Source organism: Psychrobacillus psychrodurans (assembly GCF_050209195.1).
Classification (GTDB): domain Bacteria; phylum Bacillota; class Bacilli; order Bacillales_A; family Planococcaceae; genus Psychrobacillus; species Psychrobacillus psychrodurans.
This window is the reverse complement of record NZ_CP189791.1, coordinates 2,473,858-2,499,667: the sequence shown is the minus strand read 5'-3', so window position 1 is coordinate 2,499,667 and position 25,810 is coordinate 2,473,858. Positions and strand designations below refer to the sequence as shown.

Here is a 25,810-nt window from a genome sequence, read left to right as displayed (position 1 = left end):
TTAGTGATTCTTGAAAAAATTATTGAAAATTGAAAAACCCCGTGAAGAATTCCATTTCTTCACGGGATTTTCTCATTTTGCGAATGCAGTTGCTAATTCACTTAATACGGATTGTTTGTTCGATTCATCTGTCATATTCCACCATTTTTCAAAGAAAACACCTAATCCAGGTAGTAAGTGTTCCTCGCCTCTTTGGATAGCATCTTCTACTACACCTCGAATATCTGTTGCGGTATGACCTTTCATATTTGCTGTAATAGCTTCTCTTATTTGAAAATCCATTTAATCACTCCTTGTAATTATCTTCCCCAAACTCTCGCAAGCTATACATGATTTTGTTACACTAAAATAAAAAAGGCGGTTACATATACATGAAACGAATTGAATCTCCGCAAAATTCTTTAGTAAAGCATTGGAAAAAATTATTAAGTGTTAGAAAAGAACGCGACAAAACAGGCGAATTCATTATAGAAGGATATCATTTAGTAGAAGAAGCAATTAAGCAAAAAGAAAATGTACTTACCATTATGATAAGTGATACAGCGGAAGTTCCTGGAAATTGGGATATAAAAAATATGGAAGTTGTAGAAATAAATGATTTGATAAAAAAAGAGTTAGCCGAAACAGAACATACGCAAGGTATATTTGCACATTGCAAGCAACAAACTGTGAATGAAGAAGAGCATGTTAACTGGAATCGCATATTATTAATAGATGCTGTACAGGATCCAGGGAATATTGGCACAATGATTCGGACAGCAGATGCGTCTGGTCTTGATGCTGTTATTCTTGGGAAAGGATCTGCAGATGCCTATAATTCCAAAACGTTGCGTTCTGCACAGGGATCTCATTTTCATTTGCCAATTATTAAAGGTAATCTCTCTGAATGGGTAGAAAAATTGAAAGAACGAAAAGTAACCGTATTTGGTACAGCGTTTGAAAATTCTACACCATATAATGAAGTTAAAAAAGAAGAAACATTTGCGCTAATCGTAGGAAATGAAGGAAGTGGGATTAATAAGGAACTTCTCGGGCAGACCGATCAAAATATTATCGTTCCTTTATTGGGACAAGCAGAATCATTAAACGTTGCAGTTGCTACGGGTATTCTGTTGTATGGTCTTACTTTAAAATAATATATAAAATCATTATGCTGTAATTAATTCTGTATATGTATAAAAATAAATCAGACTTGAAGAAAAATTAAAAAGTCCGTATAATAGATGTAATCTAATATATAAAAGCTGTCATCGGGAAAAGTATATATGTTAATTTGAAAACAGGAATTTTACACCTTGACTGAAAGTGTAAATAGAGAATGCATATAGAAGTTCACCCCGCTAGCTGCCACCGGGACCAGCAATTGCTGTAAAGGTGAGCCGGTGTAGAGCCGTTAGTCGAATTGAGTGATTGCACTTATCTTTGTGCAATAATCAGGGTGGTACCGCGAAATTAGTCCTCGTCCCTTTTATAGGGGCGGGGATTTTTTATTTTGTCTCATATTTTGTAAAAGAATATTTAATAGCAAGATAAGGTGCAAAATATGTTGTCCATTTAGATAAGGTGAATTTGATTAAGGAGAGATCAGGAAAATGGAAGCACAACTTCAACAGTTAAAAGAAGAAGTACTACAAAAAATTGAAGCTTCAGCGAGCGTTAAAGAACTTAATGACGTGCGTGTTGCCTACTTAGGAAAAAAAGGACCCATTACGGATTTACTAAAAGGAATGGGTAAACTTCCTGCGGAGGAACGTCCGAAAATGGGGGCGTTAGTAAATGTTGTTCGTGAAGAGGTAACGACTGTATTAGAGGCACGTATGACATTGCTTCAAGAACAAGCAATTAATGAACAACTAGAAAAAGAATCAATTGATGTAACACTACCAGGTCGTCCAGTAAAAATGGGGAATCATCATCCACTAACTCGAGTAGTGGAGGAGATTGAGGATTTATTTATAAGCATGGGTTATGAAATTGCGGAAGGTCCAGAAGTAGAAAAAGACTATTATAATTTCGAAGCCCTGAATTTACCAAAAGGTCATCCAGCTCGTGATATGCAAGACTCTTTCTATATTTCAGAGGATATTCTATTGCGTACTCATACGTCTCCAGTTCAAGCACGTACGATGGAAGCGAAAGAAGGCCAACCAATTAAGATTATTTGCCCAGGTAAAGTATATCGCCGGGATAATGATGACGCGACTCATTCACATCAATTTACACAAATTGAAGGACTTGTAATCGGTGAAAATATTCGCATGAGTGACCTTAAAGGTACTCTTTCTGTATTTGCGAAGAAAATGTTCGGGGATGACCGTGAAATTCGTCTACGTCCAAGCTTCTTCCCATTCACAGAGCCTTCAGTGGAAATGGATATTTCTTGCTTTAAATGTGGTGGCGATGGCTGTAACGTTTGTAAGAAAACAGGTTGGATTGAGATTTTAGGTGCTGGGATGGTTCATCCGAACGTTTTAGAGATGGCTGGCTATGATTCTAAAAAGCTATCTGGATTTGCATTTGGTATGGGACCAGAACGTATTGCAATGTTGAAATATGGAGTGGAAGATATTCGTCATTTCTATACGAATGATGTGCGTTTCTTATCGCAATTCCACCGAACAGAAGTGTAAGGAGGAATTTGACATGTTAGTATCGACGAAATGGTTATCAGAGTATGTAAACACACAAGGATTAGATCCGAAAGATTTAGGGGAGAAAATCACACGTGCAGGTATTGAAGTAGATGCAGTGCTTGATCGTTCTCATGGAATGACAAATGTTGTTGTAGGATATGTGAAAGAAAAAGTGAAGCATCCAGAAGCAGATAAATTGAATATTTGTCAGGTAGATGTTGGTGAAGAAACTACACAAATTATTTGTGGAGCACCAAATGTAGAAGCAGGGCAAAAAGTAATCGTTGCTCGTCCAGGAGCAGTACTTCCTGGTGGTATGAAGATTAAAAAAGCGAAGCTTCGTGGGGAAGAATCGAACGGAATGATTTGTTCCCTTCAAGAACTGGGAATTGAAGGTCGCCTTGTTCCTAAAGCATATGCTGATGGTATTTATGTTCTTCCGGAAACAGCTGTTCCTGGGGAGAGTGTTCTTCCACTTTTAGGTTTAGATGATATTGTTTTGGAACTTGGATTAACACCAAATCGTTCGGATGCATTGAGCATGCTTGGTGTTGCATATGAAGTTGGAGCAATTTTATCTGAGGATATGAAATATCCAGAAGCAGCATATACAGCAAGTAAGGTAAAAGCAACGGATTTCTTAAAACTAACAGTAGAAGCAATTGAAGAAAATCCAATGTATATTGCTAAAGTAGTGAAAAATGTACAAGTGAAAGAGTCTCCACTTTGGTTACAGCATCGCTTAATGGCAGCCGGTGTTCGTCCACATAATAATGTAGTAGATATTACGAACTATGTATTAATGGAATATGGTCAACCTCTTCATGCATTTGACTATGATCGTCTGGAAACAAATGAGATTGTAGTGCGACTTGCAGGTGACGGGGAAAAAATTGTTACTCTTGACGACCAGGAACGTACATTGAAATCGAATAATTTAGTTATAACAAATGGCAATGAACCTGTTGCAATTGCCGGAGTGATGGGTGGAGCAAATTCAGAAGTTCATGATGGCACAACAACTGTTGTCATAGAGTCAGCGTACTTTGTAAGTGGTTCTGTTCGTCAAACATCGAAAGACCATAACTTACGCAGTGATGCGAGTGCACGTTTTGAAAAGGGGGTCGATCCAAACCGCGTAATTCTTGCAGCAGAGCGTGCAGCAAGTCTTCTTGCAGAACTTGCAGGAGGAGAAGTGCTAGCTGGTTCTGTGATCGTCGATGAGCTAGACAAAACTCCTGCTGAAGTAGTTGTATCTCCGGACTTCATCAACAACCGTTTAGGTATGAAGATTTCCTTAGAGGACATGACATCTATTTTAACTCGATTAAAATTTGATTACCAAGCAGCAAATGGTCTCTTGTACATTAAAGCACCAACTCGACGCCAGGATATTAAAATTGAAGAAGATATAATAGAAGAAATTGCTCGTATGTACGGCTATGATGAAATTCCAATGACATTACCAGTTGAGGAATCCAAACCAGGTGGACTAACGTCTTATCAAGCAAAACGTCGTCAAGTACGTGCATACTTAGAAGGTGCTGGTTTATATCAAGCAATTACGTATTCATTAACTTCTAAAGAAATGTCTCAAAAATTTGCGTTAGAAACAGCCACGGTAACAGAGTTGTTAATGCCGATGAGTGAAGAACGAAGCATACTTCGCCAAAGTTTAATCCCGCATTTACTAGAAGCTGTTACGTATAATACAGCCCGTCAAGCAGATACGGTAGCACTGTATGAAGTAGGCTCTGTTTTCTTAGGTGAAACTGATTCTGGATTACCTCATGAACAAGAACATCTAGCAGCGGTAATCTCTGGTAAATGGTTAGACCATAGCTGGCAAGGTGAGAAAAAAGCAGTTGATTTCTTTGTACTAAAAGGAATTGTAGAAGGATTAATGGAGCTTCTCGGACATACAAGTGGGCTTACATTTGAACGTGCAGTAGTAGATGGATTACATCCTGGACGCACAGCTTCTATCAAATTGTCTGGAGAAAAAATCGGATTAATCGCTCAATTACACCCATCTGAGCAAAAAGATCGTGATTTAAAAGAAACGTATGTGTTGGAAATGGATTTAGCAAAAGTTCTAAATAAAGAAGTAGAAGCATTGTATTATGCACCAGTATCTAAATTCCCTTCTATTACACGTGATATTGCCTTAGTTGTAGATAGTGAAAAAGCAACTGGGGAACTTCAAGCAATTATCCAATTATCTGGTGGTAGATTATTAAAAGGTGTACATCTATTCGATTTATACGAAGGAGAAAAAATGGAGCCAGGCAAAAAGTCGGTTGCATTCTCCCTAACATACTTTGATCCAGAACGTACCCTTACGGACGAAGAAGTAGTAAACGCTCATAACAAAGTATTAAAAGCACTTGCGGAGCAAGCGGGAGCGGAATTAAGAGGATAATAAGTAAAAGTTGAGCAGCGCCGATTTTAGGTGTTGCTCTTTTTTTATAGAATTTTTAAAATATATTCAGAATAGTGTTTGAATTGTGTGGCACACAGGGAAGAGAGAAATAAGGAGGGGTTTGATGGGTATAAGCTTTTGGACATGGACATTGACTATCGTATTATCCTTATTTTTTATAGGAATGTCGTTTTTCTTTAAAAAGAAGGCAGATGCTAGTTTCGCTCACTATGCAATAGCGGGTGGGTCGCTACCTTTTTTCTTATTACTATTCACGGATATTGCTACGATTATGGGTGTTGGGAATTTTGTTGGTCACTCTTCAAAGGGTTATGAGATTGGAATAGCTAATATTCCTTTTGTAGTTGGAGAACAGGGGGCAAAGATACTATTTGCTTTAGTATTTGCGGGGTTTGCAGCAAAATTTACATATAAAACGTTGGCAGAAATGATAAATGATTTAATCGTGCGAGATCGCATTACTCGTAGTCTAGTTGCTATTTTGACTTCATCCATAATGATAGCATGGGTCAGTGGACAGGCAATGGGGATGGGGGCTTTGTTTTCAACCTTTACTGGTGCTGACCCTGTTCTAATGATTTTAGTGTTTTCTGCAGTATTTATTATTTATACAGCAGTAGGGGGGATGTATTCAGTAGTATGGACTGACCTCATACAAGGAGGGATACTCATTGCTATAGCAGTGTGGTTCTATTTTCAAGTATTTGATCGTATTGACTTTAGTTATACAAATTTGAAGACCGGGTTAGCTGAGGTCGGTTCAAGTGAACTCGTTCAGATGAATCTATCTGTAATGGAGGTTGTAACACTTTTTGTGACAGGAACTTTAGGAATATTAGCTGCTCAAGTTTATTGGCAACGTTGCTTTGCGTCTAAAAGTTCAAAGTCAGCAAGTCGTGCTATGCTGATAAGTGGTATTGTAGCAATTATCTTTACGACTCTAGCAACTGTTAGTGGATTGGTAGTTAAGCTTCAAAATCCAACTCTCGATGCGGATAATGCTATTTCGTGGTTGATACTAGAAGAAATGACACAATTAGCTGCTCTAGCTTTCTTTATCATGATTTTCATGGCTGCTATATCAAGCGCGTCATCATTACTTCATTCAGCTGCTGTTGTAATCATCAATGATTTAGTTATTCCGAATATGAAAGAAAAAACGGATTTGTTTTACCTCAAGTTAACAAGAATTAGTGTAGTTGTATTTGGGATATTCACTATTGTAACTGCTATTTGGGCGGATTCTATAATTGATTTATTTTCTCTAGCTTACTCTATGGCCGGGGGAGGAGTGGTTCCTGTATTAATTGTAGGATTAATCTGGAAAAGTAAGAGAAACTCTACTTTTGAAATGGGTATGAAGAATAGTCAAGTTTCTGTTTGGGGTGCTCGAATCGGTATAATCTCTGGTGCAATTGTCTCTCTAATACTAGGTGTTTTATGGGGGGTACTTGCATCTGTTATATTGACAATATTATTTTCTAAATTATTTGCCTCAGAAGATATTATGATTGGATCGAGAGAAATGAGTTGATATAGCAAAATGAAAAACCCTGCATTTTACGCAGGGTTATCATTTTGGAGAAATTTGTTTCTGATTAATCCACCAATCAATATGATCCAAATTAAAGACAATCATATTTGCCATTGGTCTTAAGTGAGGAATCTCTTTGTTAATGATTAAAACATTTATTTCCTCTTCAGTTAGTGGGTATCCAACTGTATCTAAATAAGAAGATAGCTTGATTACCCCGTAGGCTCTTCTCAAATTAATCACCCCCCACCAAAATCTCTTTGGGTAAAATAAAGAAAGTTTAGTAAAAGGTACTAATTTTAAGTCTATGTATTTTTAATACCCATTTTTGAGGGGAATAATCATCATTCAACAGAAGGAGAAATATTTTATATTTTTCGTTTCCGAACAGTCAACAGTATACCAAATACGACTCCGATGAAGGACAAAGCTGAAATGATGAAGTAAAATGTCTGTCCTCCAAACTCCTTATAGAGAAATCCTCCTGCATATGAAGCAATAATGCTAGATAATCCAAAGAATAATAATGCAAGAACAGTTTGGCCTGTAGCACGCCATTCCTTTGGCATAATGTTATACAAGTACTGAATAGCAGCAGTATAGAAAATTGGAAACGTCAACATCTGCAATAACTGCAACAATGTAAGAGCAACCGGACTAGTTATAAAACCTGATACAAAAAAACGTAAGAAGTAAAAGAACGTAGCTATTGTAATAATTTCTAATTCCTTACCCTTTCTAAGCCACCAGAAACTAAGTGCAAAGATAATGATCTCACTGGTAGCTGCTAAGAAAAAGGCAATTCCTACCAGGGATGTATCTCCTCCTAGAGCTTTAATATGAATTCCTAAAAAGGTGTCGTTCATACGAGCAGGTACGGAACTTACAAAGATTAATGTTAAAAATAAAAGCATTTCTTTGTTGCGCAATACTGTTTTTAACCCCTCAATAGTCACTGGCTTTGCTGAGGCTTGTACATCAGGCATGAACCAAACAATTCCAAACGATAGAAGTCCCAATAAAACAAATAAGATCGATAGGCTGCTAACCCCAAAATAATCCATTGCAAATCCAGCCAATAAAGACAAAACTGCATATCCTAGTGCTCCATATGTACGTATGGACCCATAGCTAATACGAGCCATTTCCGAAACAGTGAAATTTAAACTCTCAGTTAACGGATCAAGAGGCATTAGGAAAAAATACACTAATAGCGCAAATATAATTAGTAACACAAAACTATCGAAGTTAAATAAAAAGTAACCGGAAACTGCAGTCAAACAAACAAGTATTAGCATCACTTTACGGATTGTTTTTGTTTTATCACTGATAAACCCCCATAAGGGTTGAGCAAATAATGTCACAAATCCACCAGTTCCGATGATTATTCCTATTTCACTCGTAGATAATCCTTGTTCGCCCAAATAAACAGGCAAAAAAGGAATAAATAGGGCGAGTAAGCCGAAAAACAAAAAATTATACCCTTTTAATAAAACTTGTACCTTCAAATAAATTCTCCTTAAGTAAAACTAAAATAATTTATTTCATTGTAACTGATTTTATCAGGGAATTATACGGAAGGCAGAGGAATAATACTAGGTTCGGATATTATATTAGAAATAAAAGAGGGAAAATACAATTTTAAGAGAATGTAAAAAGTAAAGAAGTATGGAGGAGAATAGATGGATGGAATTGACAAAAGAAATCGTTTAGAAGAAAACCCTTTTAGTTATAAGATATCTAAGGATAATACGGTTTTCATAGAATTTCATGGAAAGCGCGTGAAAATATTAAAAGGGAAAGAGGGAGAGAAGTTTTTAAAAAGAATAGAATTGGCAGGAAATGATAAAGAAGTGCAATTAATTTTAGCAAAAATAACAGGGAACTTTAAACGTGGAAATGAGCGAAAAAAATAGAGGGTGTGTGTTTAGATGTTTAGAAGATATGGAGATCGCTCAGATTGGAAACGAATTATTCAAAGAGAGTATACAAAATCTTACGTAGAGAAAAAAGAATTTACAGGACATATCACATTAATAAATATGGTAAAGGTTACCGAGCCACTATGGGTACAGTACGGTGAAAAAAGAATTTGTATTGTAGATGATCATTATATGTGGCTACAGCATTTTCCGATAGGGAAAAATTATTCCGTCACTACGATGTTCGATGCTAATGGGGAAATCGTGCAATGGTATATTGATATATGTTACGAAATCGGAATCGAAAATAATGTTCCTTGGGTGGATGATTTAATTTTAGATATTGTTGTCTTGCCAACAGGAGAAATTATTCAATTGGACGATGATGAATTGGAAGAAGCCTTAGAAAGTGGAAGTATCAATCAGCAAAAGTATGATTTAGCACGAGATGAAGCAACTAGAATTACTAAATGTATTAAGGAAGAACAATTTACGCTTCTTAGATATTCTAATGCTCATAAAGAATTGTTAGAAGGACATCTGCAAAAGGTGGAAAATGAACATGCGTAGAGTAGTAGTAGAAGAATATGTAGAAGATTGGAAGAAAAAGTTTGAAGATGAAGTAATACTGCTTCAAAAGATTTTTGGCTTAGAAATTCAAGTAATTCATCATATTGGAAGCACTTCTGTAGATGGTTTGAGTGCAAAACCAATTATTGATATTATACCGGTTGTTCGAGATATAACAAAAATTGATGCTTATAACGATGTGATGATTGCAAATGGCTATGAGCCAAAAGGAGAAAATGGCCTTCCAGGACGTAGATACTTCCAAAAAGGTGGAGACAATCGAACACACCATGTTCATATGTATGAAATGGGAAATCCTGAAATTGAAAGACATCTTGCATTTCGAAATTTTTTAAGAAAGCACCCTGTTATTGCAAAGAATTATGGTGATTTTAAAAAAATGTTGGCAAAACAATTTCCTTACGACATGGCAGCTTATATTAATGGGAAAGAAGAATTAGCCAAAGAGATTGAACAACAAGCGATCGATTGGTTTAATAGTATAGAAGCAAGGAAGTTTTACAGAGCATAAGGGGTATATGGTGTTTGTTTCCAAGATGAAAGGCTACTCGTTATTAACAAAAATGGAGGTCCATACATCAATCGTTTGGATTTACCAGGGGTAGTTTAGAAGAAAAAGAAAGCTTGACTATTGCTATGAAAAGAGAGTTTCTAGAAGAAACTGGTCTAGAAATTGAAATTATTAAAAGTATTGGAATTGCTGACTTTATGTTTCATCGGACTGGAAAGATTGGACGGATGTTCACCATATTGCAGTGTTTTATTTAGTAAAGCAAATAGGTGGTAATCTAGTAGCGCCCGAACAGTTTGAAGGGCAGGACTCACTTGGTGCCGAATGGGTTACAGAAGAAGAAATTTCTGTTGAAAATGCTTCGCCATTAGTGTTGAAAGCATTTGAATGGCTAAAAACTAATGATTTGGGACTGGATGCTAATTACTATGATGATTGGAAAGTAAAAAAGAAATAAAGTATTTAATTCTGACAAGGTTAATGATAAGTATTGGGGTGTAATATATGTTTGAAAATGAGATTACAAGACTTTTAAGTATAGATTATCCGATTATTCAAGCTCCTATGGCAGGAGGAATTACTACGTCGAAACTCGTTGCTGCTGTTTCCAACAATGGAGCACTTGGAATGATCGGAGCAGGCTATATGAGTCCTATTCAATTGCGGGAACAGATTCGAGAGATAAAGCAACTTACTACAAATAATTTTGGGGTAAATCTATTTGTTCCAAGCAAATTTAAAATATTGGAAAATGAAGTTAAAATGGTGAATAGTTTATTAAACACATATCGTGAGGAACTAAATATATTTGAAGAGAATATCAATCTTCCGAACGTGGACAATGCTTTTCTTTCGTATATGCAGCAAATAAACGTAGTTATAGAAGAAGGAGTACCAATCTGCTCCTTTACATTTGGTGTCCCGACTGCAGATGTGATGGAAAAATTTAAACAACTTAATATAACTACAATTGGAACAGCTACAACTGTGGCAGAGGCAATCTCTATTGAGAAGCTTGGAATGGATGCAGTGGTTGTGCAAGGTAGTGAAGCTGGAGGGCATAGGGGGAACTTTATATCTAGTCATGAAGATAGCTTAATTGGCTTGATGTCTTTAATTCCACAGGTTGCAGACACAGTAAAAATTCCTGTGATTGGAACTGGAGGCATAATGGACGGACATGGACTGGTAGCGGCGTTAAGTATAGGAGCAAAAGCTGTCCAAATGGGTACTGCTTTTTTGACTTGTGAAGAAAGTGGTGCACATCCCATACATAAAGAAGCAATTCTGTGCTCAAAGGATGGGGATACAATTTTAACTCGTGCTTTTTCTGGAAAATGGGCAAGGGGGATTAAAAATAAATATATAATGGAGATGGAACAATATAAAGACGTTATTCCAAACTTTCCAATACAAAATTCACTAACCCAAACGATTCGAAAGGCATCTGCGAATCAAAATAACCAAGATTATATGTCACTATGGGCTGGCCAAAATGCGAAACTTGCTAGAGTCGATACTGTGGCACAACTTGTTCAAAGGGTTATGGATGAAGCGAGGATAGTAACAGATAATCTGGTGTGAGTATAAAAGAATATGAGGCTGGGACAGAACCAAAACAGCATTTTTCTCTGTGAGAAAAATGCTGTTTTTTTGCTATGCACAAAATTGATTTACATTCCAGAGACGCTTTCCACGGGCGTGGCCTGAGCCTGTAGTCTCAGGCTTCACGCTATTCCCGTAGGAGTCGCCCCTCCATTCCAATCAATTTTATTAAATATCCATTATTTAGTAAAGGTTTCTCCTTATTCAATAAAATTTCTACTTTTGTCCCAGCCTCATTAATTTATATAATGCCTTTCGAAAATTTCTAACACCAAACAATAATTTCATAGGGTGTTGTTTGAGCAGGGATACTTCTTGTGGTAGGACCATAAATTACAATTAGATTTCGGTTTGCGGGATTTCTTGTAAAAGCTTGCCCATTTGTCAATAATATTGGTGTATATGGTGATATATTTAATTTTAATTGACCATCACTACTTTCAAACTGGCTGTTGAAGTAGTCTACTTTCACATTTTGATTTGGATTTTCTTTTGCTATAACAAGTGCTCGATATTGTGGTGGATAAATAAGAGGAACAGGTGCATTTGCATCATAGTATCCTGTCACCCTATCTCCAACTACTATCATTACATGGTCTACAAAATAAGTAGTGGGGGACACCACGAAATTTACTGAAGTTCCATTGCCGTTATCTACGGACATTAATGTATAACAACCTTCTCCTTCACCATTAGACCCAGTCATAAAATCACTAATCATGGTAACAGTACCATGAAAAGCTTGAAAATTTACCATACTCTAACCTCCATCGCTATTTAAACATGTACAGATACATGTTATGCATTTCTATGGTTTTGTGTTATCTGTACTAATTTGCAATGATAGGAGCTTTAGGAGGAAAAGTGGCCGGTTTCACAAACAACATCGTCCATTGGGTTGTACTTCTATGTTAAGAATTTTCATATTACTCCACTTTTTATGAGATCAATTGAGTCATTAGGTTGTTGCGATTATTTCAGTAAATACTCATAATAAGGCTCTTCTTGCTCAGTATCTTCAAACCACTTCATTCCTCTATAAGTAAAACCAACTTTTTCTAAAATCTTTAATGAACTTTGATTTAGGGGGTCTGCTGATGCAGTGATGATTTTAGTATTTACTTTATTTTTAGCTAGCTTTAGACAAGCAACCGCAGCTTCTGTTGCAAAACCATTTCCCCATTTGATTTTGTTAAAATGATAAATTAGCTCTACTACTTCCATAGAATCAGATGGATTAAAACCAACAGCTCCAATTACTTCATCCGATTCTTTTTCTATTACTGCATAAACGGATAAACCTCTATCTTCTTGCAATTTACGATATCCTTCTATCACTTTGGGAAGCAACTCATGTGCAGAAGGCCCATCACATAATGACATTACTTCTTCATCACCCCAAAATTGTTTTGCTGCCTCTATATGTGATTGATCAAATACGCATAAATACAACCGTTCTGTTTCATAAATAATTTCCAATTATGTTCGACTCCAATGCTAAAATCGTCGCTTGTTTACAATTTTTATCGCTTTTCCAGTATTAGCAAAATGCCATTTGGTGATGGACTTTAAAAATTCCTCTCCGTGCTTCAAATAAATATTAGCTGCTATTTCATCGACTTTTGCGCTTGCTCCTTTCGGTATCGTGGTATTTGCTATTTCAGTCAAACGATCCATTTCCTTTAAAAATGCATATCTTGCAATAATGGATGCCGCTGCAACTGCAACATGAAGCTGCTCAGCTTTTGTAGAAAACAAAACATTTTCTTGGATGATTTCTTTCTCCATTTTAAGATGATTATAGTAAATGCCACGCTCTGCAAATTGATCGATTAATATATATGCGGGTTTTTCTGTTTCCATTTTTTTTAACACATGCTTTAGTGCTTGGTTGTGCATGAGTGCTTTTATTTTTCCTTGAGACCACCCACGAGATTGTATATCATTGTATTTTTCATTATTCAACACCAAGACACTATGAGTTAGTGTTGCCATCAAGTCAGGTGCCATTTTACGCATCACATCGTCCGTTAGCATCTTGGAATCCTTAACACCTAATTCTTTCACTAGTTCTACTTGGTTTGCATGAACATAACAAGCAGCAACTGTAATAGGACCAAAATAGTCACCAGTTCCTGTTTCATCAGAACCTAGTACGGACAATGAGGAAAAATTAGCAGGTAAAACGTCTCCTTTAGCTACACTTGTTGATGAAGATTTAGTAGAACTTGTTCCCCAAAGAGATGCCTCCCGAGTAGCACCGTTTCCTTGAAACATTACCTTGCCCGATTTATAGATGGTAATAGCTGTATCTACTAGTTTTGCAGCAAAAACAACACCAGGGGCAGAGCGTTCTACCTTGAACTTCATATAATAGGATTTTACTTTTTCTATTTCATGTGGCTTCATTAATAAGACTTCGTTTGACATTCGTTCGTTCCTTTCTTCACATCGTAATCTATTTCGTGTTATTATTAGTATTAGGATTTTCTGAGGAGGGTATGGCTTTGTCAGAACAGGAAAAAACACGAATTTCGGTTGATATATATGGACAGAATTATAAAATGGTAGGTTCTGAATCTTCAGGCCATATGAGACTAGTAGCTTCAATAGTGGATGATAAAATGAGAGAAATACATTCACATAACGGTCAGCTAGATATTGCAAAGCTTGCAGTGCTCACAGCTGTAAATACTGTACATGATTACATAAAAGTAAAAGAACAATTAGAGCTACTTGAAGAAGAATTGAAAAGGTTAAAGGACTGAAAATATGTTAGATATAATTATATTGATATTACTTGTTGGCGGTTTAATAACTGGCGCAAAGCGCGGATTGATTGTTCAACTTATCCACATGACAGGATTTATTGTAGCACTAATAGTGGCATACTCTTATTATAAACCACTTGCAGATAAATTTGTTTTATGGATTCCATTTCCTGCTGTAACTGCCGGTTCTAAATTGACAATTGCAGTAGAGAGTTTAGATTTGGCTCAAACATTTTATCGAATTATTGCTTTTGCGCTTATTTTTATTGCTGTAAAATTTGCTTTACAGATGATTGCTTCAATGTTTGACTTTTTAAAGTATTTACCTATTTTAGGTTTTGTAAGCAATATTGTAGGAGCAATTTTAGGACTTATCGAATTTTATTTTATTATATTTGTACTACTGTATGTATTTGCCCTTTTACCAATCGATATTATCCAAAACTTAATATCAGGTTCAGTTTTAACCGGATGGATGTTAGACCATACGCCAATCCTATCAGAGATGGTTAAAAATTGGTGGTATATTTATATTGAAAAGTAACTTCTCTCGGTAGAGGGAAGTTTTTTTGAAGGAATAAGAAAGTATATAAAAATCATCCGGGAACACGGGACTTTAAAGAATGAATAATACAGCTGGTTTCCGTTTCAGGTGGAGTACAAAGGCTAAGTGCGCCACGCCTTCGTGACCAACATCCTGTTGGCCTCCGCGGGGGGAGCGATGAGCTATCACCGTCGCTTCGCGTCTCTGTGATATCTCATCTATCTCACTCATCCCGCCGGAGTCGCCACCTGTAACGAAGATCAATCAGTGTGTAGTACTCCACTAGAAGATTTATCCTAACTTATCGCTTAGATGATAAGATTGGTCAAATTTTAGAGATGGTCATATTATTTGTAATTGCTTTTCAATTAGAAAGCTATTATCCAATGATCGAAGAAGAGAATAGATTTTCTTTTATACTAGTGGAAATAAAGAGAAGTAGTAAGTGTTTACTATATAAAGAAGCCAAATAGCGAAACGAAATTGTATCTTCGAGAGCTTCCTTTATGAATAAGATAGTATCTTTTCTCTCGTTATCCAAAAACGCGCTAACCTGTTTTCTAAGAGTTGTAGGAGGGCAACGGATAGACAAAAGCCATAAGATTATCGAAAAAAGGGATGCAGGTTGGTTGTGACGAACTTCACAACCAACCTGCATCCCGAGAGCATTCACTCGGTAATCATATAGTAAAACGTCTATCCAAAGGGCTTCGAAAACGATAGAAACAGGTTTTGCCAATAAAGGACCAAGTATGTCTTTTACCAGATTTATCTTAAGTTAGGTTAGCTACATTGCTAATTGAAATGATAGGGGTGTTATCGTTGGATAAGAAGACGATTATTAAAACATTAGAAAAAATTGCGTTATATATGGAATTACAAGGTGAAAATCCTTTTAAAGTATCTGCTTTTCGGAAGGCTGCACAGGTTCTAGAATTAGATGACAGAAGCTTGTCTGAAATGGATAATATCTTATCTTTAAAAGGAATTGGAGCTGCAACTGGGGCTGTAATTGAGGAATTAACCACTGTCGGTGAATCTTCTTTACTCATGGAGCTACAAGAAACAGTTCCTAGTGGCCTTCTACCAATGCTTAAGATTCCAGGACTTGGCGGTAAAAAAATCGCCAAGCTTTACAAGGAATTACATATTGATTCAATAGATTCGCTGAAGCTTGCGTGTGAAGAAGGAAAAGTCCAAAGTCTTCCTGGATTTGCTAAGAAGACAGAAGAAAAGATACTATTAGAAATAGTAAACCTTCAAGCTAAACCGGAACGAACTGCTGTTTGGCAAATTGAACCAATCGTAGAGCTAATTGAATACAAACTTTCTTCTATTTCTTTGATCGATAAATTTTCCGTTGCTGGTTCGTTCAGAAGAGTAAAAGAGGCTAGTAAGGATATCGACTTTATAATCGCTACAAGTTCTCCTCAAGAAGTAAGAGAAGAATTATTAAAAGTACTTCCTGTAAAAAAGATAATTGCTGCTGGAGATACGAAAGTTTCTGTAACTTTAGATGTGGAAGTAGAGATTGATGTCGATTTCCGACTTGTGGAAATAAGCCAGTATGCTTCTGCACTAAATCATTTTACTGGTTCGAAAGACCATAATATTAAAATGCGTCAAATTGCAAAAGAACAAGGGAAGAAAATCAGTGAATATGGGGTTGAGCTACCTGATGGTAGTGTGGAGCATTTTGATTCTGAAGAAGATTTTTATGCTTTCTTTGACTTACCTTTTATACCGCCAACTGTGCGGGAGGACGGATCGGAATTTTCTAAGTTAGATCAGCTACCTCTACTAGTAAATCATAATGATATACATGGCGATTTTCATATGCATAGTACTTGGTCGGACGGTGCTCATTCTATAGAAGAAATGGTAGAAGCCTGCCGTGCAAAAGGTTATTCTCATATGGTGATTACGGATCATTCAAACTATTTAAAAGTAGCAAACGGACTTTCTAAAGAACGATTATTAAACCAAATGGAAATCATACGTGAGCTTAATGTGAAATATACAGATATTGAAATACTTGCTGGTACCGAAATGGATATACTACCAGATGGATCACTTGATTTTGAAGATGATGTATTGGTGCAACTAGATTTTGTTATAGCTTCTATCCATTCAAGTTTTAGTCAGCCACAAGAAAAGATTATGGAGAGACTTTTAAATGCGTTGAAGAATCCATATGTACATATGATAGCGCATCCAACGGGAAGAATAATCGAACAAAGAGATGGTTATAATCCAGATGTTCCAACACTAATAGAATGGGCGAAGGAATATGGTAAGATTTTGGAGTTAAATGCAAACCCATATCGTCTCGATTTGAACACAGAATATTTAAAGTTAGCCCAAGAAAAAGGTGTTCCAATAGCCATTAATACGGATGCTCATCATATCGATCAGCTGAAATATATGGATATTGGTGTTCGATATGCTCAAAAAGCCTGGTTGCGTAAAGATAATATTGTGAACACTTGGTCTTTTGAGAAGTTTAAGGAATATATCCAGAAATAATTAGGAGGTGCCTCGGTTGATAGCTGAAAGAGCACTGAGAACTTTAGAGTATTATAAAATTCGAGAAGAGGTTTCAAATTACTGTACTTCTTCTATTGGAAAAAGCCATATAGATAACCTCATTCCTTCTGTTGATTTTGTAGAAGTGACGAAGTTATTAGAGGAAATGGACGAAGGTATGTCAATTCTTCGGTTACGTGGCAATGTTCCAATGGGGGGAATGACAGACATCCGCCCCCATGCTAAACGTGCCCAAATTGGCGGTATGCTTAGCCCTACGGAATTAATGGAAATTGCAAGTACCATACGTGCAAGCAAAATATTACGCCAGTTTTTAGAAAATGTAGCGGAATCGGAAGATGTTAAGATTCCACACTTCCTTCAAAAAAAGGAAGATATTCCGATTTTAACAGCTCTTGAACATGAAATTAATGATTGTGTAGATGAAAACGGTTCAGTATTAGATAGTGCTAGTAGTACATTGCGCTCTATTCGCCAACAATTACGCATTCAAGTTAGTCGGGTGCGAGAAAAACTAGAAAGCTATACAAGAGGAGCTAATGCTGCGAAAATGCTTTCAGATTCAATTATTACAATCCGGAATGATCGATATGTAATTCCTGTTAAGTCGGAATATCGCAGTCATTACGGTGGAATAATTCATGACCAATCCTCTTCAGGGCAAACATTATTTATCGAACCTTCAGCAGTAGTCCAAATAAACAATGATATTCGAAGCTTAAAAGTGAAGGAACAGGAAGAGATTAATCGTATCCTTATTAGATTGACAGCTGAGGTAGAAATAGTGGGACATGACATCTTTCTATTAGTAAATGTACTGGGAGAGGTTGATGTTATTCTAGCTAAAGCTAAATATGGACAAGCTCAAAAATGTACGATGCCAGTCATTAATAACGAAGGTTATATCCGTTTAGTGAAAGCAAGACATCCACTTATTCCAATAGAGGCAGCTGTGCCAAATACAATCGAATTTGGAAAAGACATTACAACAATTGTAATTACTGGGCCGAATACAGGTGGTAAAACGGTTACACTGAAAACAGTTGGTCTTTGTACATTAATGGCTCAAAGTGGACTTCCTATTCCTGCATTGGATGGCTCTGAAGTTGCTTTGTTTGAATCAGTATTTGCAGATATCGGAGATGAGCAATCTATTGAGCAAAGTTTAAGTACTTTTTCTTCTCATATGGTTAATATTGTCGATATATTAAAAAAATATGACGATAAATCATTGATCATATTTGATGAGCTTGGTGCAGGTACCGATCCACAAGAGGGTGCAGCACTCGCAATTTCTATTTTGGATGCAGTACATGGCACAGGTGCACGTGTAATGGCAACTACACATTATCCTGAACTTAAGGCGTATGGATATAATAGACCTGGCGTTGCTAATGCTAGTGTTGAATTTGACATAGAAACTTTAAGTCCGACTTATAAACTGTTAATAGGGGTTCCCGGAAGAAGTAATGCCTTTGAGATCTCCGAGCGACTTGGTTTACCAGAATATATCATCAGCCAAGCTCAAACGTTTACAGGAACAGATCGCGGAGAAGTGAACTCTATGATTGCTTCTCTTGAGGACAGTCGTCGACAAGCAGAAAAAGATGCGGAAGAAACAGAAGTACATTTAGAGGAAGCTCGTAAAGTAAAAGAAGGTTTAGAATTACGATTAGCTGAACTAGAACAAAATAAAGAAAAACTAGAACAAAAAGCAAAAGACAAGGCAAAGAAAATTGTTGATGAAGCTCGTCGAGAAGCAGATGACATTATAAGTGAACTGCGAAAAATGCAAGCTAATACACATAAGTTTGTAAAAGAACATGAATTGATCGATGCGAAAAAACGTCTAGATGCTGCTTTGCCGGATAATCCCGTATTGAAGAAACAAAAAAAGTTAAATGAAACATTAAAAGAGTTGAAATCCGGCGATGAAGTGAAGGTAGTAAGCTTCGGTCAAAAAGGGACTCTGTTAGAGAAGCTGTCTAACTCGGAATGGTCTGTTCAAATTGGTATGTTAAAGATGAAACTGGACGAATCAGATTTAGAATTTGTTAAACCAGAGAAACAAAAACAGACGGTATCTGTGAATTCCATTCGCGGAAGAGACTCCCATGTGAAATTAGAATTAGATCTTCGTGGTGAACGTTACGAGGATGCCATAATGCGTACAGAAAAGTATTTAGATGATGCAATTCTCGCGAATTACCCGAGAATCTCAATTATTCATGGAAAAGGTACTGGCGTATTAAGACAAGCTATACAACAATTTCTGAAAAATCATTCTCGTGTGAAAAGCTTTCGTTTCGGAGAAGCTGGTGAGGGTGGCCATGGTGTAACAGTTGTAGAATTAAAATAATATATAATTTATGAAACTTTTTATCGGGCTCTCCGTATAGAAGGAAAAGTGTAAAAGGGGTTTTTTAAGTATGGTTCTATCCAGTTTCTGGTCAAACCCACTCGTAGAGTCTGCAGGTTATTTTAGTGTTGTTATTCTATGCTTGCTCGTTTCGATGGTTATTTTTGAAATCGTCACGAAATATAAGAATTGGGAAGAAATAAAAAAAGGTAATGTAGCAGTTGCACTTGCTACTGGTGGGAAAATTTTTGGTGTGTGTAACATTTTTAGGTATTCCATAGAACAACACAATACATTCTTTGAAATGGTAGGTTGGGGTTTATTTGGGTTTACATTACTGATTATTGCATACCTGTTATTTGAGTTTTTAACGCCGAGCTTTAATGTTGATGAGGAAATCGAAAACGATAATCGTTCAATTGGGTTTATTTCACTAGTTATTTCTGTCGGGTTATCATTTGTTATTGGTGCAAGTATTTCTTAGGAGCGTTTACAATGGAAAAATTGTCAAAAATATTATTGGCTGTTGGCCTACTATTTGTCTTAGTAGGTATAATATATATCGTTGCAAATTAATATAATAAATTAATAGCGTATTTAAAGACTGTAATGTAGCACTTTTAATCTTAATGATGATGGAGTGAGCGTTACAGTCTTTTTATTTTTTGCTATTGTTGAGTAGCAAATCGTCAAATAACTCTTTTTAATTAAAGAATTGAATTGTCATTCATTTTTCTCTATAATTAAAAATAGGAATATTCACGCTATTATAAACAAAGGGGGCATTAATATGACAGAAAAGCCGTGGTTAGCACAATATCCACCAGAAATTCCGCACACGCTCGATTATGAACATATTCCAGTTCAAGAATACTTAACTAGAGCGTATAGGAAATTTCCTACCAAGGTTGCTATACATTTCATGGGGAGAGATGTATCGTACAAAGAGCTTTACGAGTCTTCATTGAAATTTGCTAACTACTTACAGTCGATTGGAATCCAAAAAGGAGACAGAGTAGCGATTATGCTACCAAATTGTCCACAAGGGGTAATTGGATACTATGGTGCATTATATGCGGGAGCAATTGTTGTTCAGACAAATCCTCTTTATACAGAAAGAGAAATAGCATATCAAATGAAGGACTCTGGGGCAAAAGTTATTTTAACTATGGATATATTATTTCCACGTGTAACAAAAGTTTTAAAAGAAACAGACTTAGAGAATATTATTGTTACTGGTATTAAGGATTATTTACCATTCCCTAAAAATCTTGTCTATCCTTTTATCCAAAAGAAACAATACGGGTTTAGTGTTAAAGTAGAACATAGAGGGATAAATCACTTATTTCCGGAGATTATGAAAGTCGGAAAAGCTGAAGCGATTAATATGGATTTTGATTTTGAAGAGGATATTGCACTATTACAATATACGGGCGGTACAACAGGATTTCCAAAAGGAGTTATGCTTACCCATAAAAACTTAGTAACGAATACTACTATGTGTACAGTATGGAACTATAAATGCAAAGAAGGCGAAGAAACTATTTTAGGAGTTCTCCCATTCTTTCATGTTTATGGAATGACTACTGTTTTAATCTTTTCTGTTATGCTAGGTAATAGAATGGTATTGTTACCAAAGTTTGATGTGGAAACTGCATTAAAAACGATAGATAAGCAGAAACCAACTATTTTCCCAGGAGCTCCAACGATTTATATTGGGTTATTAAATCACCCCGATATCCAAAAATATGACTTATCTTCAATTGGTGCTTGTTTAAGTGGGTCTGCTCCATTACCATTAGAAGTACAAGAAAAGTTTGAAAAGATTACTGGTGGTAGATTAGTAGAAGGCTACGGCTTAACCGAAACTTCCCCGGTAACCCATGCGAATTTGATTTATACGGAGGATCGGATAAAAGGATCAGTCGGTATTCCTTGGCCGGATACAGAAGCAGCAATTTTTGCGGTTGATTCAACGACTCCATTACCATTTGGAGAAATCGGAGAAATTGCAGTTAAAGGACCTCAAGTAATGAAAGGGTATTGGAATCGACCAGAGGATACGGAAATGACTATGCGCGATGGTTGGTTTTTAACTGGAGATTTAGGATACATGGATGAAAGCGGTTACTTTTATGTAGTCGATCGTAAAAAAGATTTAATCATTGCAGGAGGCTATAATATTTATCCTAGGGATGTAGAAGAGGTATTATATGAACATCCTGCAATTCAAGAATGCGTTGTTGCTGGAGTTCCAGATCCTTACAGAGGAGAAACTGTAAAAGCATTTATAGTAGTTAAAGAGGGATCAACTGTAACAGAAGAGGAGTTAAACACTTTTTGTCGTGAGAACTTAGCTGCGTTTAAAGTGCCAAGAATTTATGAGTTCAGAGCAGAACTTCCGAAAACAGCTGTAGGTAAGATTTTAAGAAGAACGTTAATAGATGAAGAAAAAGAGAAGCAAAAACAAACAGTCCCAAGTTAATTGATTATTGACAATCGACAAAATTAAATATAATATAAAAATATGAATGAATCATCATTCATATTTTTATTTTTTTCAGCAAGAGTTATAACGGACGCTGAATTAAATGAAAGCCTCTGGCGGATGTCACAGATTATGAATTTAGCTTGCTCAATACATAGTCCTGACACAATTACGCCATAGCGTAATTGATTAATTGGTGGTGAATTCATAATGAAGAAGGACAAACCAAAATATAAACAAATCATTGACGCGGCAATTATTGTTATCGCTGAAAATGGATACCATCAGTCACAGGTTTCTAAAATTGCCAAACAGGCGGGAGTAGCTGACGGGACAATTTATTTATATTTTAAAAACAAAGAAGAAATTTTAGTCTCCGTGTTTGAAGAAAAAATGGAGATATTTGCAGACAATCTAAAAGAAATTATTCAACAAGAAATTAGTTCATCAGAAAAGTTGTATAAGATGATTGAGAATCATTTTATGGTGTTATCAAGTGATCATCATTTAGCAACGGTTACTCAATTGGAATTAAGACAAGCCAATTTAGCATTGCGATTACGCATCAATGCGGTTTTAAGAAATTATTTAGTATTACTAGATACAATTTTAAAAGAGGGAATTGAACAAGGAGAATTTGATCATTCGATAGATATTCGCTTAGCAAGACAAATGGTTTTTGGTACAATTGATGAGACGACTACTACTTGGGTAATGAACGAGCATAAATATGATTTAGTTGATCTAACAAGTAAAGTACATCGTCTATTGTTAAATGGTGTAAAAGTTTAACCAAGGGGGAGTGGGGAAATGGAATTTCTGTCATGGAATATTGAAGATGGTGTAGCTACAGTAACACTAAATCGTCCACCAGCAAACGCTTTGGCAAGAGGGGTTATATTAGAAGTCAATGAGTTATTAGATGCAGTGGAACATGATGATGCAGTTCGAGTAATCTTGCTAAAAGGAGAAGGAAGATTTTTCTCCGCAGGAGCAGATATAAAAGAATTTACCTCGATTACATCTGGAGCAGCATTCTCTGAGCTTGCTGCAAGTGGGCAAACAATTTTCGAAAGAGTGGAAACTTTCTCGAAACCCGTTATTGCTGCAATTCATGGTGCTGCACTTGGCGGAGGTCTTGAACTTGCGATGAGTTGTCATATCCGACTAGTTTCAGAAAATGCAAAGCTTGGGTTACCTGAATTACAACTAGGACTAATACCAGGGTTTGCTGGCACACAACGTTTACCCCGTTATGTAGGGTTTGCAAAAGCAGCAGAAATGTTGTTAACAAGTGATCCTATTAGTGGGAAAGAAGCGGCTCAGTTAGGACTTGCTAATCATGCTTATGCGGAAGAAGAATTATTTGATCATGCCAAAAAGCTTGCAGTCAAGATTGCTAAGAAAAGTCCAATTGCGGTTAAAAATGCATTAGAAATGCTTCAGTACGCTAAACCAGCTTCCTATCATGAAGGTGTTAAAGCAGAAGCAAATGCTTTTGGAACTGTATTTGTTTCAGAGGATGCAAAAGAAGGTATTTCTGCATTTATTGAAAAAAGAGAACCAATATTTAAAGGTAAATAATATTTTACATTGGGAGGATATCTAAATGAACATTTATGTATTAGTAAAACGTACATTTGATACAGAAGAGAAAATCGTAGTAAGCGGGGGTAAAATTCAAGAAGATGGTGCAGAATTCATCATTAATCCATACGATGAGTATGCAATAGAAGAGGCAATACAAGTTCGTGACGCACAAGGTGGAGAAGTAACAGTTCTCACGATGGGTGGAGAAGATGCTGAGAAGCAACTTCGAACTGCACTAGCAATGGGTGCAGATAAAGCGGTACTTATTAATATAGAAGATGATGTAGAAGAGTTAGATCAGTTTACAGCCGCACATATTATCTCTGAGTACTTAAAAGATAAAAATCCGGATTTAATATTAGCAGGTAACGTAGCGATTGATGGTGGATCCGGACAAGTTGGGCCACGAGTTGCTGAGAGCTTAGGCATTAACTATGTAACTACTATTACAAACTTAGAGATTGATGGAACTACAGTAACAATTAAACGTGATGTTGAAGGAGATACAGAAGTATTAGAAACTTCATTGCCATTATTGGTTACTGCTCAGCAAGGTCTAAATGAACCACGCTATCCATCTCTTCCAGGGATTATGAAGGCAAAGAAAAAGCCTTTAGAAGAAGTTGAATTAGATGATTTAGATATAGATGAAGATGATGTAGAAGCAAAAACAGAAACAATCGAAATTTATTTACCTCCTAAAAAGGAAGCTGGAAAAGTATTAGAAGGCGATTTAGCTGATCAAGTAAAAGAGTTAGTTCATTTACTTCACTCGGAAGCAAAAGTCGTTTAACTTCATACAGCAAATATTGTACTGCGAAGAGTTTGCACAGGAGAAAATGTGCCAATGCATATTTGATTCGTAATAATTTTAATATTAGGAGGAAAAAAGCATGTCTAAAAAAGTATTAGTATTAGGAGAAGCACGTGAAGGTGCTCTTCGTAACGTATCATATGAAGCGATCGCTGCTGCTAAACAAATTTCTAGCGGCGGAGAAGTTGTTAGTGTTCTATTAGGAGATTCAGTGGGAGAACTGGCTAATGAGCTTGGAAAATATGGTGCTGATCGTGTAATAACTGTGGAGCATCCACATTTAAAACAATATACATCAGACGGTTATGGTCAAGCATTGCTAGCTGTGATTGAACAGGAAAATCCAGAGGCAATCGTATTTGGTCATACAGCACTTGGGAAAGATTTATCTCCTAAAATTGCAAGTAAACTACAAATTGGTTTAGTATCAGACGTAACTTCTATTGAAGGTGAAGGAGATGCGGCCGTGTTTATCCGTCCAATATACTCTGGTAAAGCTTTTGAGAAAGTTAAAGTAAAAGATGGTATTGAATTTATCACTATCCGTCCAAACAATATTGCGCCTCATGCAAAAGATGATAGTAAGTCAGCTGAAGTATCTTCTATGTCAGTTGATATAACTAATCTTCGTACAATTATTAAAGAAGTAGTTCGTAAATCTACAGAAGGTGTAGATTTATCGGAAGCCAAAGTTGTTATCGCTGGTGGTCGCGGAGTTAAGAGTGAAGAAGGATTTGCACCTTTAAAAGAACTTGCAGACGTACTAGGTGGAGCAGTTGGAGCTTCTCGTGGAGCTTGTGACGCTGATTATTGTGATTATTCATTACAAATCGGTCAAACAGGTAAAGTGGTAACTCCGGATCTTTATATCGCAGCAGGTATTTCTGGAGCGATTCAGCATTTAGCAGGGATGTCTAACTCGAAAATTATTGTAGCTATCAACAAAGATCCAGAAGCAAATATTTTCAAAGTTGCAGACTACGGTATCGTTGGAGATTTGTTCGAAGTAATTCCAATGCTTATAGAAGAGTTCAAAAAACTTAAAGTAAACGCTTAATAATAATGGAGACTGTACAAAACTACAATTTTGGGCAGTCTTCTTTTTTGTAGAATAAAGTATATGAAAATGTATCGTGTACACTGTCTTCATAAGATTTTAAAGAATGAATAATCCTGTGATTTTCGTTACATGTGGACGCTTTCCGCGGGCATTGCCTCAGCCTCCTCGCTGCGCTGCGGGGTCTTCGCCTAACGCTTTTCCCGCTGGAGTCGCCACATTTCACTACAATCAATTATAGCTTAGTACTATAATATAAATTTTGACAAAACAATGTTAAGATTGATCCAATTTTAGAAAGCGTTAATACTGTTGTCGAATATGAATTAGAAGAAATGCTATTGTTTAAAGATAGTTGATGACAGTGAATTTTCTTTGTATAATGGTCCATTTCAACACAT

The 25,810-nt window shown here is 36.4% G+C and carries 26 protein-coding genes and 1 other annotated feature; of the genes, 20 read left to right on the top strand and 6 right to left on the bottom strand.

Features of this window, described 5'->3' with window-relative positions:
* Positions 1–72 precede the first annotated feature (72 nt).
* Positions 73–282 (bottom strand): small acid-soluble spore protein SspI, encoded by a 210-nt coding sequence (gene sspI / locus ACQCPR_RS12090; protein ID WP_090564172.1) that lies wholly within the window; start codon positions 280–282, stop codon positions 73–75.
* A gap of 89 nt (positions 283–371) precedes the next feature.
* Here sspI and ACQCPR_RS12085 point away from each other — a divergent pair, with 89 nt between their 5' ends.
* The 4 genes from ACQCPR_RS12085 (at position 372) to ACQCPR_RS12070 (ending at position 6,610) form a co-directional block, all read left to right on the top strand.
* Positions 372–1,136: a TrmH family RNA methyltransferase gene (locus ACQCPR_RS12085; protein WP_090564170.1), complete on the top strand. Its 765-nt coding sequence runs from the start codon at positions 372–374 to the stop codon at positions 1,134–1,136.
* Between the two features lie 101 nt (positions 1,137–1,237).
* Positions 1,238–1,470 (top strand) — a binding site (T-box leader).
* A 122-nt stretch (positions 1,471–1,592) separates the two neighbouring features.
* Positions 1,593–2,630, top strand: a complete 1,038-nt coding sequence (pheS, locus tag ACQCPR_RS12080) for a phenylalanine--tRNA ligase subunit alpha (protein WP_090564168.1) — start codon at positions 1,593–1,595, stop codon at positions 2,628–2,630.
* A 13-nt stretch (positions 2,631–2,643) separates the two neighbouring features.
* Entirely contained in the window at positions 2,644–5,055 is a 2,412-nt protein-coding gene (pheT, locus tag ACQCPR_RS12075) for a phenylalanine--tRNA ligase subunit beta (protein ID WP_340930089.1), read from the top strand.
* 124 nt (positions 5,056–5,179) lie between these two features.
* On the top strand, positions 5,180–6,610 hold the full coding sequence (locus ACQCPR_RS12070) for a sodium:solute symporter family protein (RefSeq protein WP_340930087.1): 1,431 nt from the start codon (positions 5,180–5,182) through the stop codon (positions 6,608–6,610).
* Between the two features lie 39 nt (positions 6,611–6,649).
* Here ACQCPR_RS12070 and ACQCPR_RS12065 read toward each other — a convergent pair whose 3' ends face one another.
* Together ACQCPR_RS12065 and ACQCPR_RS12060 are read right to left on the bottom strand one after the other, a co-directional pair.
* Positions 6,650–6,844, bottom strand: coding sequence for a hypothetical protein (locus tag ACQCPR_RS12065; protein WP_090564163.1), 195 nt, complete (start codon positions 6,842–6,844; stop codon positions 6,650–6,652).
* Between the two features lie 134 nt (positions 6,845–6,978).
* Positions 6,979–8,118: an MFS transporter gene (locus ACQCPR_RS12060; RefSeq protein ID WP_093496033.1), complete on the bottom strand. Its 1,140-nt coding sequence runs from the start codon at positions 8,116–8,118 to the stop codon at positions 6,979–6,981.
* 174 nt (positions 8,119–8,292) lie between these two features.
* Between ACQCPR_RS12060 and ACQCPR_RS12055 the strand changes: the two genes are divergently transcribed.
* The 6 genes from ACQCPR_RS12055 to ACQCPR_RS12030 all read left to right on the top strand — a co-directional run bounded on the left by ACQCPR_RS12055 (position 8,293) and on the right by ACQCPR_RS12030 (position 11,218).
* A complete protein-coding gene (locus ACQCPR_RS12055) occupies positions 8,293–8,526 on the top strand; it encodes a hypothetical protein (protein WP_340930082.1) in 234 nt (77 codons plus the stop codon).
* A gap of 15 nt (positions 8,527–8,541) precedes the next feature.
* Positions 8,542–9,102: a DUF402 domain-containing protein gene (locus ACQCPR_RS12050; RefSeq protein ID WP_090564157.1), complete on the top strand. Its 561-nt coding sequence runs from the start codon at positions 8,542–8,544 to the stop codon at positions 9,100–9,102.
* Complete coding sequence (locus ACQCPR_RS12045) at positions 9,095–9,634, top strand: GrpB family protein (RefSeq protein ID WP_340930080.1); 540 nt, start codon at positions 9,095–9,097, stop codon at positions 9,632–9,634. Before ACQCPR_RS12050 ends, ACQCPR_RS12045 begins: the two co-directional genes overlap by 8 nt.
* Before the next feature lie 113 nt (positions 9,635–9,747).
* Positions 9,748–9,891 (top strand): hypothetical protein, encoded by a 144-nt coding sequence (locus tag ACQCPR_RS12040; protein ID WP_340930077.1) that lies wholly within the window; start codon positions 9,748–9,750, stop codon positions 9,889–9,891.
* Positions 9,879–10,091, top strand: coding sequence for a DNA mismatch repair protein MutT (locus ACQCPR_RS12035; protein WP_340930076.1), 213 nt, complete (start codon positions 9,879–9,881; stop codon positions 10,089–10,091). Before ACQCPR_RS12040 ends, ACQCPR_RS12035 begins: the two co-directional genes overlap by 13 nt.
* Before the next feature lie 47 nt (positions 10,092–10,138).
* Positions 10,139–11,218, top strand: a complete 1,080-nt coding sequence (locus ACQCPR_RS12030) for a nitronate monooxygenase (protein WP_340930075.1) — start codon at positions 10,139–10,141, stop codon at positions 11,216–11,218.
* Positions 11,219–11,504: 286 nt separating this feature from the next.
* Here ACQCPR_RS12030 and ACQCPR_RS12025 read toward each other — a convergent pair whose 3' ends face one another.
* The 3 genes from ACQCPR_RS12025 to rnhC all read right to left on the bottom strand — a co-directional run bounded on the left by ACQCPR_RS12025 (position 11,505) and on the right by rnhC (position 13,669).
* On the bottom strand, positions 11,505–11,996 hold the full coding sequence (locus ACQCPR_RS12025) for a hypothetical protein (protein ID WP_340930073.1): 492 nt from the start codon (positions 11,994–11,996) through the stop codon (positions 11,505–11,507).
* Between the two features lie 215 nt (positions 11,997–12,211).
* The gene (locus ACQCPR_RS12020) at positions 12,212–12,718 is read right to left on the bottom strand and encodes a GNAT family protein (protein ID WP_340930071.1); all 507 of its coding nucleotides are present in this window, start codon (positions 12,716–12,718) and stop codon (positions 12,212–12,214) included.
* A gap of 18 nt (positions 12,719–12,736) precedes the next feature.
* Positions 12,737–13,669: a ribonuclease HIII gene (gene rnhC / locus ACQCPR_RS12015; protein WP_340930069.1), complete on the bottom strand. Its 933-nt coding sequence runs from the start codon at positions 13,667–13,669 to the stop codon at positions 12,737–12,739.
* Positions 13,670–13,746: 77 nt separating this feature from the next.
* Between rnhC and zapA the strand changes: the two genes are divergently transcribed.
* The 10 genes from zapA to ACQCPR_RS11965 all read left to right on the top strand — a co-directional run bounded on the left by zapA (position 13,747) and on the right by ACQCPR_RS11965 (position 25,409).
* The gene (gene zapA / locus ACQCPR_RS12010; protein WP_090564147.1) at positions 13,747–14,007 is read left to right on the top strand and encodes a cell division protein ZapA; all 261 of its coding nucleotides are present in this window, start codon (positions 13,747–13,749) and stop codon (positions 14,005–14,007) included.
* Between the two features lie 4 nt (positions 14,008–14,011).
* The gene (locus ACQCPR_RS12005; RefSeq protein WP_090564145.1) at positions 14,012–14,554 is read left to right on the top strand and encodes a CvpA family protein; all 543 of its coding nucleotides are present in this window, start codon (positions 14,012–14,014) and stop codon (positions 14,552–14,554) included.
* Positions 14,555–15,376: 822 nt separating this feature from the next.
* Positions 15,377–17,080: a DNA polymerase/3'-5' exonuclease PolX gene (gene polX, locus ACQCPR_RS12000; protein WP_340930067.1), complete on the top strand. Its 1,704-nt coding sequence runs from the start codon at positions 15,377–15,379 to the stop codon at positions 17,078–17,080.
* A gap of 16 nt (positions 17,081–17,096) precedes the next feature.
* Positions 17,097–19,460 carry an endonuclease MutS2 gene (locus ACQCPR_RS11995; protein ID WP_340930065.1) on the top strand — a complete coding sequence of 788 codons (2,364 nt, stop codon included), beginning with the start codon at positions 17,097–17,099 and terminating at the stop codon, positions 19,458–19,460.
* A gap of 70 nt (positions 19,461–19,530) precedes the next feature.
* Complete coding sequence (locus tag ACQCPR_RS11990) at positions 19,531–19,944, top strand: DUF350 domain-containing protein (RefSeq protein WP_340930063.1); 414 nt, start codon at positions 19,531–19,533, stop codon at positions 19,942–19,944.
* A gap of 306 nt (positions 19,945–20,250) precedes the next feature.
* Positions 20,251–21,945, top strand: a complete 1,695-nt coding sequence (locus ACQCPR_RS11985; RefSeq protein WP_427137120.1) for a long-chain-fatty-acid--CoA ligase — start codon at positions 20,251–20,253, stop codon at positions 21,943–21,945.
* A 213-nt stretch (positions 21,946–22,158) separates the two neighbouring features.
* Positions 22,159–22,740, top strand: coding sequence for a TetR/AcrR family transcriptional regulator (locus ACQCPR_RS11980; RefSeq protein ID WP_093496022.1), 582 nt, complete (start codon positions 22,159–22,161; stop codon positions 22,738–22,740).
* An 18-nt stretch (positions 22,741–22,758) separates the two neighbouring features.
* The gene (locus ACQCPR_RS11975) at positions 22,759–23,532 is read left to right on the top strand and encodes an enoyl-CoA hydratase (RefSeq protein ID WP_241596795.1); all 774 of its coding nucleotides are present in this window, start codon (positions 22,759–22,761) and stop codon (positions 23,530–23,532) included.
* A gap of 25 nt (positions 23,533–23,557) precedes the next feature.
* On the top strand, positions 23,558–24,331 hold the full coding sequence (locus ACQCPR_RS11970) for an electron transfer flavoprotein subunit beta/FixA family protein (RefSeq protein WP_093496020.1): 774 nt from the start codon (positions 23,558–23,560) through the stop codon (positions 24,329–24,331).
* 100 nt (positions 24,332–24,431) lie between these two features.
* Entirely contained in the window at positions 24,432–25,409 is a 978-nt protein-coding gene (locus ACQCPR_RS11965) for an electron transfer flavoprotein subunit alpha/FixB family protein (protein WP_340930060.1), read from the top strand.
* Positions 25,410–25,810: the final 401 nt, after the last annotated feature.